At 42.0% G+C, this 13,696-nt stretch carries 8 protein-coding genes; 6 read left to right on the forward strand and 2 right to left on the reverse strand.

Going from position 1 to position 13,696, the window contains the following annotated elements:
- Nucleotides 1-91: 91 nt before the first annotated feature.
- Together G3569_RS03085 and G3569_RS03090 are read right to left on the reverse strand one after the other, a co-directional pair.
- The gene (locus G3569_RS03085) at nt 92-1,459 is read right to left on the reverse strand and encodes a sensor histidine kinase (RefSeq protein WP_165265964.1); all 1,368 of its coding nucleotides are present in this window, start codon (nt 1,457-1,459) and stop codon (nt 92-94) included.
- Nucleotides 1,449-2,843, reverse strand: coding sequence for a sigma-54-dependent transcriptional regulator (locus G3569_RS03090; RefSeq protein WP_165265965.1), 1,395 nt, complete (start codon nt 2,841-2,843; stop codon nt 1,449-1,451). Before G3569_RS03090 ends, G3569_RS03085 begins: the two co-directional genes overlap by 11 nt.
- A gap of 255 nt (nt 2,844-3,098) precedes the next feature.
- Here G3569_RS03090 and G3569_RS03095 point away from each other — a divergent pair, with 255 nt between their 5' ends.
- From G3569_RS03095 to G3569_RS03120, 6 genes are all read left to right on the forward strand, one after another.
- On the forward strand, nt 3,099-4,388 hold the full coding sequence (locus tag G3569_RS03095; RefSeq protein WP_205720003.1) for an efflux RND transporter periplasmic adaptor subunit: 1,290 nt from the start codon (nt 3,099-3,101) through the stop codon (nt 4,386-4,388).
- A 189-nt stretch (nt 4,389-4,577) separates the two neighbouring features.
- The gene (locus G3569_RS03100) at nt 4,578-5,267 is read left to right on the forward strand and encodes an ABC transporter ATP-binding protein (RefSeq protein ID WP_165265967.1); all 690 of its coding nucleotides are present in this window, start codon (nt 4,578-4,580) and stop codon (nt 5,265-5,267) included.
- 81 nt (nt 5,268-5,348) lie between these two features.
- The gene (locus G3569_RS03105) at nt 5,349-7,754 is read left to right on the forward strand and encodes an ABC transporter permease (RefSeq protein WP_205720004.1); all 2,406 of its coding nucleotides are present in this window, start codon (nt 5,349-5,351) and stop codon (nt 7,752-7,754) included.
- A 181-nt stretch (nt 7,755-7,935) separates the two neighbouring features.
- The gene (locus G3569_RS03110) at nt 7,936-10,383 is read left to right on the forward strand and encodes an ABC transporter permease (RefSeq protein WP_165265971.1); all 2,448 of its coding nucleotides are present in this window, start codon (nt 7,936-7,938) and stop codon (nt 10,381-10,383) included.
- A 207-nt stretch (nt 10,384-10,590) separates the two neighbouring features.
- On the forward strand, nt 10,591-12,438 hold the full coding sequence (locus G3569_RS03115; protein ID WP_165265973.1) for a M61 family metallopeptidase: 1,848 nt from the start codon (nt 10,591-10,593) through the stop codon (nt 12,436-12,438).
- A 129-nt stretch (nt 12,439-12,567) separates the two neighbouring features.
- Nucleotides 12,568-13,434 carry a DUF72 domain-containing protein gene (locus tag G3569_RS03120; RefSeq protein WP_165265975.1) on the forward strand — a complete coding sequence of 289 codons (867 nt, stop codon included), beginning with the start codon at nt 12,568-12,570 and terminating at the stop codon, nt 13,432-13,434.
- The last annotated feature ends 262 nt before the right edge of the window (nt 13,435-13,696 follow it).

Below are 13,696 nucleotides of genomic sequence, written 5' to 3' on the forward strand. Positions count from 1 at the left end.
CCAATTGGTTTGGTAATAGTAGAACTGCAATAAAAAGAGAAGGGTGAGTTTTTGTTCACTAATCTTTCTAAAAAATAAAAGTAAGCACTCATTAAAATCGAAGGGTAAAGGTAGTGCCCAAATTATCTTTGGAAGAAACAGTCAGTGTTCCATTATGTTTGCGCATGATCTGGCGTGACAGGCTAAGGCCAATACCGGAGCCGCCCTCAGAAGTTGCCTTTTCAGTACTATAAAATGGGATAAATATTTTTCGGTAATTTTCAGCTTTTATACCATCACCGTTGTCTTTTACCTTAATGATAGGTTTTCCATGTTCATCCAGTCCTCCAATGAGTGTAATGCAGGCATTACCAGTGTTCTTAAGGGCTCTGAAAGCATTTTTTGTCAAATTTATCAGTACCTGTTCAATAAGGTCTGGATCGGCAGTAACTTCCAGGGAATCGGGATCAGTACAAATATTTATGGAGACGTCATGGTTTTCTGCTTCGCCTTTATGGAGGCTTTTAATGTGCTGGAGTAACTTTTTAATACTAAAGACTTGAAAGTTTGGATCTGGAATTTGGGTAAAATCCCGGTAAGAGTTAACAAAACGAATTAGTCCGTGGCTTCTGGTGTGAATTGTTTCAAGGGCATCTTTAACATCGCTAAACGATTCGTGGTCAATGCGATATGCTCCATTTTGTGTTGACAAGTTTTTTTTGAGTAACGTATGAATGGTCTCAGACAAGGAGGCAATAGGGGTAATGGAGTTCATAATTTCGTGCGCCAGCACCTGGGTGAGATTTTGCCAGGCCTCCATCTCTTTTTCTTCTAGTTCGGTGTGTATATTTTGAAATGACACCAGTTTGTAATTGTTGTCGCGCATCCGAAACTCTGTAGCCGATAGAGCCAGTTGTAAAGGTTCGTTTTGTACCGAAATGCGCGCTAGCGATCGTTGACCGCTACGTAAGCGAATAATTGTTTCATATAGCTTGGTGTCGATATCCTCCAGATCATCGATATTCCGCAGGGTGGGAATATTAAATAAACGTTTTGCCGCAGTGTTGATTAGCTCAACTTCACCTTGCTGGTCAAAGGAGATGAGGCCGATTCCAATATGTTGAACAATCGTTTGTAGATACCGATAGTTTTCATGTTTTTGGAGTCGCTCTTTTTTAAACTCATTAATAACCTTTGAAAAAGCACTGTTAAGGTTTTTAAAGGATGTGCCGAGCCCTTGGTCTCGAAAAGAACTGGAAAAATCGGAGTACCGAATAGAGTTCAAAAAACGGCTTAGTTTTTCATTTGTGTGTTCGACATAGCGAATCAAGTTGATTACTAAAAAAATGGTTACTGCCACTATCAGAATGCCGCTGATATAGTACTGGGTATGTAATAACAGGTACATCCAGCATGCAATAGTGGTGCAAATGAGAAGGGTGCGTCCAATAACTCCAATCCGAAAATTTTTAAAGGCCATACTTTTCCATTCGTCTATATAATGAAGCTCTTGAGAGCCCGAGTTCATCGGCTGATTTTGAAATATTTCGCCCGTTCTTATCTAGTGCCTTTTGAATAACCGTTTTCTCTACTTGCTCAAGATTGTAGTTGCTAAATGCTAAGGTATGGTCACCGTTATCCATTTGTGAGGTTAGTAAGAAATCTTCGGGTTGTAAAATATTATGCTCCGTCATGATAACAGCACGTTCTACGGCATGTTGAAGTTCTCTAACATTGCCCGGCCAGCGATATGATCCCAACTTGTTTAAAGTGGGCTCAGAAAGAGCATGAATCTCTTTTTCATATTTGTGGGCATACTTTTCTAAAAAGTGATTGGCCAGCAAGGGGATATCTTCGGTACGATCTCGAAGTGGGGGCAGTTGTATCTGAATGGTGTTTATTCGATATAACAGGTCTTCGCGAAATTTTTGTTGCTGTACCAGTTCTAAAATAGGTTCATTGGTGGCACAAATAAGTCTAATATCAATTTCTTTTGGTATGTTTCCTCCCACTCTTGTAACCGTTCGTGACTCAATTGCCGAAAGCAGTTTGGGTTGCAATGGAAGGGGGAGATTCCCAATTTCATCCAGAAAAAGCGTGCCTCCGGAAGCAATTTCAAAGCGTCCGGCCCTCGATTCCCTGGCATCAGTAAAGGCTCCTTTTTGATGGCCGAAAAGTTCACTTTCAAACAGATTTTTGGAGATTGCCCCCATATCTACATTAATAAAAACCTCTTCACTGCGATTAGAACGCCGGTGAAGGGCTCGAGCAACTAACTCTTTGCCAGTCCCATTTTCACCGGTAATGAGTACATTGGCATCAGTTTTAGCTACTTTTTCAATGGTCTCAAAAACATTTTGCATTACAGCACTTTGGCCAACTATATCTTGATAATGTTGATCGATATCAGCACTGAGCTGTTTTTTCTGGGTTTCCAGTGTTTCAACCTTTCGGCGCGACTTAGTAAGGTTTAAAGCAGCGTTGATGGTAGCAAGCAGCTTTTCATTCTTCCAGGGTTTGAGTACAAAGTCGGAGGCTCCACGTTTTATTGCCTTGACCGCCTTTTCCACATCTCCGTAAGCAGTTATCAGGACAACAGCTAGTGAAGGGTCGATCTGTAAAATCTTTTTGAGCCATTTAAACCCTTCTTGGCCACTGCTCACATCCTCAGTAAAATTCATGTCCAACAAAACAACATCGTAGTGGTTGTTTTTGATTAGATTAGGAATGGCATGAGGGTTTTTCTCGGTATCAACATTCGAAACATGTTGTTTAAGAAAAAGTTGGGCAGCTTGTAGTACATCCTCATCATCATCGACTACTAATAATTGGCCACTCTTTTTTTCGGTTTCAAGGATATTCATTTAAAATGGATTATGAATAATATTCAATTATGGAGTATTCTCTTGTATGCTATATGCATATCAGGGACAGTTTAATAACGATTATACGAAATAAACTGTACGTTATCGAACACCTCCTGTATAGATGCGCACACTGCTGACCTATCCAAGGTGTTTTTATAGCAATCTGAAGGCTATTTTTAATTTGGCATAATCATTGAATAGTACAATTATAAAGAATGAACAAATCATTATAATCAATTTAAGTTTCTGCTAATGTCAGAAGAGTCCGGTGGTCGTATTTCGAGTTCGGGGATGGATAGAAAAATTGAGAAAAAAAAGTGGTCCCCTAAACGTATTGCTTTTGTTGTAGGTGGGGTAGCTATTATAGCTCTATTCGTGTACAGTTTTATCTTTATGGATGATCGGTCTACACTTAATGTCGATCGAGATAAGCTGACTGTCAGTATTGTGCAAGAACGCTTGTTCCAGGATTTCATCCGTGTGACGGGTACAGTACAGCCCATACAAACAATCTATCTGGATGCTATTGAAGGTGGAGTAGTTGAGGAGATATATAGGGAGTCGGGTGCGCTGGTAGAAAAAGAAGATACCATACTAACACTTTCTAACTCAGACCTGAGGTTGCGCGTCTTGCAGCAGAGTTCGGCTATTTATGATCAGATTAATCAAACCCGAAATTCGAGACTTAATATTGAACAAAACACATTGAGTCTAAAAGAACGGTTGGCCAATGCGGAGAATAAGTTGGAAATAGCCAAGTCGAAATATGATCGACAAAAGAAATTGATGGCTAAAGATCTGGTGGCCGAGCAAGAGTTCCTGGAAACGAAAGAGAATTATGGATATCAGAAAAAACGCTACAACCTTATTTATAAGTCGTTTAAGCAAGATTCGTTGCAGTCGAGCCAACAGCTTCAACAAATAGATCACTCATTAGATCGTATGTGGCGGAGCCTTCAGGCCGTTCAAAATATCTTGGAGCGCCTGATAGTAACGGCTCCCATATCGGGTCAGCTTTCGACCATAGAGCTCAATCCCGGACAATCAATCTCTTCAGGAGAGCGTATTGGGCAGATCGATATTTTAGATAATTATAAAGTGCGGGTGGGGATTGATGAGTTCTACCTTTCACGTATTACTACCGGTTTGCGAGGGACTTTTGAATTTAATGGGGATACGCATGAGCTTAAGATTACAAAAGTGTATCCCGTAGTAGAAAACGGGCAATTTAAAGTGGATATGGAGTTTATCGGCGAGGCCCCGGAAGGGTTAACCCGTGGGCAAACGGTCCGGATTCGCCTGGAAGTCAGTGATTCTGATGAGGCCCTGCTGGTAGAGCGAGGAGGATTTTACCAGAATACCGGAGGTAATTGGATCTATCTAATTACAGAGAACGGTGAGCGCGCCGAGAAGCAAGAAATACAGATAGGCCGACAGAACCCAAAATATCTGGAAATATTATCGGGACTGGAACCGGGCGACAAGGTGATCATTTCAGGTTATGGTACCTTTGGAGATAATGAAGTTCTGAATTTAGAATAGGTTATCTGGTCGATCTGTAATGGCCAATATTGTGGAAGATTTTTGCAGTTATCATAAAAAATGGAATCCAACACCCATTATATCGGGGAAGAATTTATAAATATGTAGCGGAAAGCGAATATGAGAAATGATTAAGCAAAAAATAATATCCAAATACCTTAACACTCAATACGTTAAAACCTAGATGCTATGATCAAGACTAAAAACCTAAAGAAGATCTATATTGCTGAAGAAGTAGAGACAACAGCACTTAACAATGTGAACCTTGAAATTAAAGAGGGAGAGTTCTGTGCCGTCATGGGCCCTTCGGGGTGCGGAAAGTCAACGCTGCTCAATATTTTGGGCCTGCTCGACAATCCCACCGAGGGGGAATACCATTTTATGGGACAAGAGGTATCTGATAGATCGGAGCGTGAGCGAGCCCAATTGCGTAAGGGGAATATCGGTTTCGTATTTCAGAGCTTTAATCTTATTGATGAGCTTACCGTTTTTGAAAATGTGGAGCTCCCGCTGTTGTATTTGGGGATTTCAGGCAGTGAGCGTAAAGAAAAGGCAGAAGCTGCGCTGGAACGCATGAGTATGATGCATCGCCGTAACCACTTTCCGCAACAGCTATCGGGGGGACAGCAGCAGCGCGTTGCTATTGCCCGGGCCGTAGTAGCAGATGCAAATCTGATATTGGCCGATGAGCCTACCGGAAACCTGGATTCTGACCACGGCGACGAGGTTATGAAGCTGCTAGCTGAACTCAATGAGCAGGGTACTACCATCGTAATGGTGACACACTCCCCTTATGATGCCGATTATGCACGCCGGGTAATTAATCTTTTTGATGGGCATGTGGTCACTGAGAATATGCAAGAAGGATTTCATGTATAAAAAATAACAACTTCTTCAAGAAGAAAACGGGACCGGTTAAGTTCTAATTTGTAAGGTTAATGTCACACCAATGGTAGAACTATGTTTAAAAATTACTTTAAAGTTGCATTTCGAAATTTGAGACAGCATAAGAGCTATAGCTTCATAAATATATTTGGGCTGGCCGTTGCTATGGCTTGTTGCATCTTAATAGCACTTTATGCTCGTACAGAGCTGCAGTATGATCAGTTTCATGAAAAGGCTGATCGTATTACCTCTGTAGGTGTTGAGTATAAGTTCTTTGGCCGGATGCTTTCTACTCCACATCCACTGGCCGATGCGATGGTAGAAGAGATGCCCGCAGTTGAACAAGCAACACGAGTGGTTTCCGCCAGTAACTTGAAGCTTAGCCGAAGCGAGCAGGACTTTGTAGAGATTGGTGATGGCAAATATGCAGAGCCTTCATTTTTTGATGTTTTTTCGTTTGAGTTGATTAGGGGTAAGGCTGGGCAGGCGTTGAATAGTCCTAATAGTATTGTGCTGACAGAATCAGCAAAAGAAAAACTTTTTAATAATACTCAAAACCCTGTTGGGCAAACACTGTATTGGCAAAAGGCGGACTCCGCTCACATGCTTACCGTAAAAGGTATTGTAAAAGATCCGCCAACAGAGTCATCTATACAGTTTGAGGGATTAATATCATACAACACGCGGCCTGCGTCTCAGCGGAAACCTGAAGCCTGGATGATGTTTAACGTAGAAACATATGGTCTGTTGAAGCCGGAGGCTTCTTTCTCATCCTTAGATTTACAGTTCAAGTCTTTAGCTGAAACTCTCTACGATAGTGAAGATGAAGAGGCTTTAAAGAATAGGTTTTTTTATGTACCGTTAACGGAATATCATTTATCAGAAGAGAGCGGAAGTAAAGGATTTACCGGTAGTAAAACGTATCTCTATCTCTTTGGTTCTGTAGCCCTCTTTATTTTAGTGATTGCTTGCGTTAACTATATCAATTTGGCTACGGCAAAAACCTCGATGCGCACGAGAGAGGTTGGGGTACGCAAAACATTGGGCGGAAACCGGGGGCAGATTGTAGGTCAGTTTTTGGGTGAGTCAGTGCTTTTGTCGGTAGTTTCCTATATCATCGGAGTCGGAATCGCTCAGCTGGTACTTCCCCATTTTAATCAACTTTTTGGTACCAGTATTGCATGGCAAGCTAATGAGTTTTTTCTGCTGGGCCTCTTGGGTGCTGCTGTTTTAGTAGGATTGTTGGCCGGTTTATATCCTGCATTGTATTTATCCGGTTTTAATCCTATATCTGTCATAAGAAGTAAAGCCGGTAATGGCCCTTCCGGATCAATTTTGCGTAAATCACTGGTCGTAGGGCAATTTGCATTGGCAACGATATTAATTATCAGTGCATTGGTAGTGTATAAACAACTCGATTATACACAGACCAAAGATCTGGGTTTTAATGATGAGCAGGTAGCTGTTATTGATTTGCCCAACAGTAAAAGCTGGGACCTAAGAGAAAGTATTGCGGATAAGGTGCAAACCTTAGCCGGTGTACAAGGGGTTTCTACAGCAAATCATGCTCCCGGAGGGTTTAGCACTCGTATGGGACAAACACCAGACAATCTATCTGCCCAGCATAAGGTGGAGTCTGATGAGTCAATTATGTTCGCTCCGGCGATTGTGGATCATTACTATTTGCCACTCTTGGATATTAATTTATTGGCCGGACGTAACTTTTCACCGGATTTATCTACCGACAGGGAAAACGCTTATATCATTAATAAGAAAGCAGCTGAGAAGTTGGGTTGGTCTGTGAAAGAGGCGGTAGGCAAACCCTTCGGCCTTAGCAAGGAAGGGAAGGTTATTGGGGTGGTTGAGAATTTCCATATTACCTCATTAAAAAGTAAAATAGAACCTGTATCGCTGCAGATGTTTGAAGGTTCTTATCGGTCGTCTGGAGGTAAACTAATTGTACGTTTAGCCCCTGATAAAATTTCATCTGCGTTGGATATGATTAAAAATGAATTAGCTAACTACGCTTCATATAGCAAGTTTGAATATGAATTTTTGGACCAGGTTTTTGATTCCATGTACCGTACCGAACAGCGATTGGCTCAAATTGTTTCTCTGTTTACAATTGTGGCCATTATAATAGCTTGTTTAGGGCTTTATGGATTGTCTGCTTTTGCGGCAGAACGCCGTACAAAAGAGATAGGTATTCGTAAGGCGGTGGGGGCTTCGGTGGCTAACATCGTGATGTTGTTGAGTAAAGATTTTTTGAAGCTGGTAGGCTTGGGATTTGCGATTGCTATACCACTGGCCTGGTATGCTATGAACCAGTGGTTAGATAACTTTGTCTATAAAATTGATCTGGGAGCACAAGTTTTTATAATGGCAGGATTCCTTGCACTCATTATTGCTATTACTACAGTTAGCTGGCAGTCGATACGGGTAGCATTAACAAATCCCGTTAAAAGTTTGCAAAGTGAGTAGTGTTAGCTTTCAGTAGTAATTAAACCACATGGTTTATTGTTCCCCACTGGTTAATTGGATAGCGAAAAGTAACTTAAACATTAAATTGTTTTAATATCGGCATAATGTTGTAACATTTGTCGACTTTAATACTCTTATAGTATTAGCCATCAAGTATCTGTAGAGTATTAAAAGTGTAATAATGATTAAAAATTATCTAAAGGTTGCTCTTCGTAACCTCAAAAAAAGGGCCAGTTTTGCTGTAATCAATATTTTGGGCTTGGCTATCGGTATAGCTTGTTGTTTTCTGATTGCCATTTTTGTACTTAATGAGCTTAGTTATGATGAATTTCATAAAAAGGGTGATCGTATATACCGGGTCACTCAAAAAACAGTTACCTCTTCGAAGACAGAAGTAGGAGCAAGTACCCCCTTCCCGGTTGGTCCAACGTTAAAAAGTGATTATCCGGAACAAATAGAGAAGATGGTACGCTTCTTTGATATGCAGGAGGAGGTGCGAACTATTCTTAACCGTGAAACAGACGAATCATTTAGAGTAGATGATTTTTATGTGGCAGATTCTACCTTCTTTGATGTATTTACTGCAGAGTTGGCAATAGGAGATCCTGAAGAGGTGCTTGATGAACCGATGTCGGCCGTTATAACGGAAGAGCAGGCCGAGCGCATTTTTGGGGATACAAATCCGGTTGGAAAACAGCTGAGTTTTAAAGGGTCTGAGACCTTTACAGTAACAGGAGTTCTCAAAAATATGCCCAAAAACTCGCATTTCCATGTTGATATGCTGCTTTCCTTTAACAGCTTTAAACAGTTGTATAACAAGGACGGTTTTACAAAGCGGTGGTATTGGAATCCCTGTTGGACTTATATCCTATTGGAAGAGGGGGCACCGGTAGAAGATTTGGAGAAACAGCTCCCTGATTTTGTGGAGAAAAACTACGCTAACCGTGAAGAAGGGGAAAAAATATCACTGGGCTTACAGCCACTAACCGATATTCATTTGTACTCCGATTTGGATCTGGAGATGGAGTCAAATGGATCCATTTTCCATGTTTACCTCTTTTCAGCGGTGGCATTCTTATTATTGCTTATCGCTTGTATTAATTTTACAAACCTGAGTACGGCGCGTTCAACAGAACGATCTCGGGAGGTAGGGATGCGAAAAGTGTTGGGAGCCAGCCGATCACAACTTTTTTACCAGTTTATGGGCGAGTCTTTTTTGATGACCATGCTGGGCTTTTTGCTGGCTCTTGGGCTGGCTTACTGGAGTCTGCCGTGGTTCAGTGATTTTGTAGGTAAAGAGCTCAGTATCGGCTTCTTAGGTACAGGTTCAGTAGTAGTGTCGCTGGCGGGGCTCTTCATTTTGGTGGTACTGTTTTCCGGAATGTATCCAGCTCTTTATTTATCCGGTTATACGCCTGTGGATATAATGCAGGGAGAGGAGATTAAGAATGGAGGAGGTAAGCTCTTTCGCAAAGGGTTGGTGATCTTCCAATTCACTCTTTCAGTAATGTTAATTATAGGTACCGTAATTGTGTATTTGCAACTCCAGCATATGCAGGATAAGAAGCTGGGGTTTGATGAGGATCAGGTCGTGGTAATGCCTATCACGCAGACACTGATCGCATGGTATTACCCAAAGTTTAAGGAGAAAGCACTAAAGAACCCGGCGGTTAAGAATGTAACTGGAATGAGTAAGGTGTTAGGTTCAGACCGGCAAACATTCTCGAAGTATACTCCCGCAAATGTGCCTGGCGCTCCACCGACCAATATGATTCTGCATGTTACGCATGATTTCTTTGATACTTATAATATTAATGTGTTGGCAGGCCGCCCGTTTTCCAAAGATCATCCTACTGATCCTGACCAGGCAATTGTGATAAATAAAGCGATGCTGCAACAGTTGCAGGTTGATCATGCGGAAGAAGCACTTGGGAAAATTTTCTATTACACAAATTCGAAAGATGAACGAGAGTCTTACAAAGTGATAGGTGTTGTAGACAATTTTTACTATACCTCTATCAAAAAAGAAATTTCTCCTCTTGTTATTAATGTAGTTGAGAAAGAGATACCTCGTGTCTCCCGAATAGAATATTCATCCGTTCGATTAGCTGCTAACAATGTAAAAGAGGGGCTCGAACATATTCGTGAAGTTTGGAATGAGGTAAATCATATTGATCCTTTCACCTATACATTTCACAATGAAGAGCTAGAGAAAATTTATTCCTCAGAGAAAAAAATGAGTAGTGTCGCAGGCATATTTTCTATTCTCTGTATTTTTGTAGCTTGTTTAGGGTTGTTTGGCTTGGCATCATTTACCACCTCGTTACGAACCAAAGAGATCGGTATTAGGAAAGCATTGGGTGCAACGGTACCCAACATTTTAAGTCTTCTATCGAAAGATTATGTGAAGCTTGTCATTATATCCAATCTTATTGCCTGGCCGGTATGCTATTATCTTGCCACGCAATGGTTGCAGAGTTTTCCATCCCGTATAACACTTGGATGGAATATAGTTCCAGTATTTTTAGCGGTTGGCGTGGGTAGTATACTTATCTGTATCCTCACAGTAAGCTACCAGTCTTTGCGGGCTGCACTTATTAATCCCGTTGACAGTATCCGTCAAGAATAGTAGCTATTAAAAATACGGTTCGTGCGATTGATTTTTGAAGCCAGACTTTGCAAAAGCTCAGGGGGATTTGTGCTTCTGATGGAAGGAGTAAGCTTCGGAGCGGGGAATAGAGGTTTGTAAAGTCTTCGGGTGAAACACCTTTGTGGAAAAAACCTTAAAAAATCTTATCTAGAGGTTTAAGATCAATCAAAAGCTGATACGTTTTCTATGAAGAAGATTATTATATCTGCATGTGCTCTCATTTTGTTAGGTGGCTGCATCGCAAAGGAAGAGCAAAATCCCAATATCACTTATGATGTGCATTTTGAGAATGCCGAACATCATGAGGCCCAAATATCATTGACATTGGAGGACCTTCTGCCCGGTCCCGTAACGGTATCAATGAGCCGGACTTCTCCGGGGCGATATGCATTACATGAGTTTGCTAAAAATGTATATGATGTAACTGCAGTAAATGGGCAGGGCGATACGTTGGATATTGACCGACCGGATTTGCACAACTGGACGGTGTCTAATCATGATGGGACGCTTACTTTTAACTATACGTTATATGGTCGCCATGCTGACGGTACCTATACGGGTATTAATGAACAGCATGCCCATTTGAATATGCCGGCAACCTTTGCATTCGTACGATCGTTACCCAATGCCCCCATTACGGTCAATTTCCATCCGCCAGAAAAGGCCAGTTGGAAAGTCGCTACCCAACTTGAAGAGACAGAAGACCGTTATACCTTTACGGCACCGAACTACTATTACTTTTTGGATAGCCCTACCGAGCTAAGCAACTTTATGATGAGTGAATGGGATGCTCCACAAGATACGACGGGGCAGAAGATACAGCTGGCTGTACATCACAATGGTACCAGAGAACAAGTTGACCGGTATACGGATATGGCCAAAAAGGTCGTGGCCGAACAGGTTGCGGTGTATGGTGAGCCCGCTGATTTTGATTATGATACCTATACTTTTATTGCCGATTATTTGCCCTATGTGTTTGGGGATGGCATGGAGCACCGAAACTCTACCATATTGACGAGTCGCCGATCTTTGGAGGGAGACAACGCATTGAGAAATTTATATACTCTGTCTCATGAGTTCTTCCACAGCTGGAATGTAGAGCGGTTACGTCCCAAAACGCTTGAGCCCTTTAATTTTATGGGGGCTAATGTTTCGGATGCCCTTTGGTTTGCCGAAGGTTTTACCAGCTATTACGATGATTTGACTATCCGCCGAACCGGGCTTATTTCAAATAAAAAATATGCATCCGATTGGGCCGGCACGCTTAATTATGTACTCAACTCACCGGGCAATACGTATTATAGTCCCATCGAAATGAGTATGCAGGCTCCTTTTGTAGATGCTGCTACCTCGGTGGATGCCCAGAACAAAGCAAACACCTTTATTTCGTATTACCCATGGGGAGCAGTTATTGGGTTGGGGCTTGATTTGACGTTGCGTTCAGAATTTGAAGATGTTAGCCTGGATGATTATATGCGTGCAGTCTGGAAAAAATATGGTAAAACAGAAAAACCGTATACCATTGAGGACCTGCAACAGACTTTGGCCGAAGTAACCGATAGCAGCAAGTTTGCAAAGACCTTTTTTGATCAGCACGTTCGTGATGGAAAGCAGGTAGATTTAGCCCCGCTGTTAGCTAAGGCCGGCTTTGTTCTGCAAAAGGCACATCCCGGTGAAGCAGTACTTAGCTTTGGGGCCGGTATAAATTATGAAGAAAATACAGCTACTATTTCAGAAAATACCAAGGTAGGAAGTCCGCTTTATAAGGCCGGTCTGGACGTTAATGATGTGATCCACTCTTTGGGTGGAGAAGATATTCAAAATGCTCGGGATATGAATCGACTGTTAGCTTCCCATGAGCCTGGCGAGGAGCTTTCTGTCACCTACAGCTCATTGGGCCAAGAGTATGAGGCCGCTGTGACATTGGATGAGGATCCTGAGCTCGAACTACTAACTTATGAACAGGCCGGAAAGGAACTTACTGCCGAACAGAAAACATTTCGTGAGTCGTGGCTGGGAAGCAAGGCGAAATAGACGGCGGTTTAATGGAAACTGTACAATTTAAATTTGTTTGGAACCCAGTCCTCGGCAAACTAAATTCAATATGAGTTAACAGCTATAAAATAGGTGGACAGGCTTTGTCCGCCTTGAACTATCGTTGATATGAGTATAAGAAAATACCATCTCGGGTGTACTGTTTGGAGCCTGCGCGATTGGGTCGGTAACTTTTTTACCGATGATGCCAAGCAGAGAGAGTATCTTAAACAATACTCTTCGGTATTTAATGCTGTTGAAGGAAATACCAGTTTCTATAATATCCCGAGCAAAGATACTATTGAGAAGTGGGGGCGCGAAACGCCGGATATCTTCAAGTTCTGTTTTAAGTTTCATCGTTCTATTACCCACCAAAAGCAGCTGCAGGGTGTAGAAGATGATGTGAAGCGTTTCCTGGAAACCTTTGATCCTATTTCAGATAGGTTGGGTCCCTTTTTTATTCAGCTTCCTCCGCAATTTTCACCGCAGCAGTTTTCTCGCCTCGAGCAATTGCTCAAGATATTGCCTAGTGCCTATCGCTATGCGGTAGAAGTTCGTCATCCCGACTTTTTTGACCACGGCCGTGAGGAGCATCGTCTGAACAGATTGCTTAAAACGTACAGCATTAATCGCGTAATTTTTGATACGCGAAAATTGCATGAAATGAAATCCAATGAATCTTCAGTATTGGAGGCCAAAAAGAAGAAGCCTCAAGTGCCGGTACGGTTCGTTAATACAGCTTCACGTCCCATAGTGCGATTTGTGGGATCCAACGATCCTATTGCCAATAAGTCGTATTTAAAGGAGTGGGCTATCGTAGTGGCCGACTGGATCAAAGAAGGTTTGCATCCCTATGTATTTACCCATTCGCCCGATAAAGTAAGTCAGCCGCCTATCGCCAAACTATTTCATCAGCTGCTGTCCGACCTTATTGAGATGGACCCAATGCCCGCTTGGCCCGTTGACCGCCAAGATAAACAGATGGATCTTTTTTAAGATGATAGACATGTAGGGAGGGGGGCTTTGCAAAACCTCCAATTTTAGTTCGTCATTGCGAGTGAAGCGAAGCAATCTCCAATTAGTAACTGTAAAATGAGATCGCCGCACTCCATTCGTGACGACACCAAGGTTTTGCAAGGTCCTCACGTAGATAAAGCAGATTAAACAGGTTTAGGCAGAACGATCTGTGGCAATTCGTAAAATCTGTTGAACTCGCTTTTATTCAAAAGGGTGATAAGGGATCGATATTTTCGTATAT

The organism is Fodinibius halophilus, from assembly GCF_011059105.1.
Lineage (GTDB): Bacteria > Bacteroidota > Rhodothermia > Balneolales > Balneolaceae > Fodinibius > Fodinibius halophilus.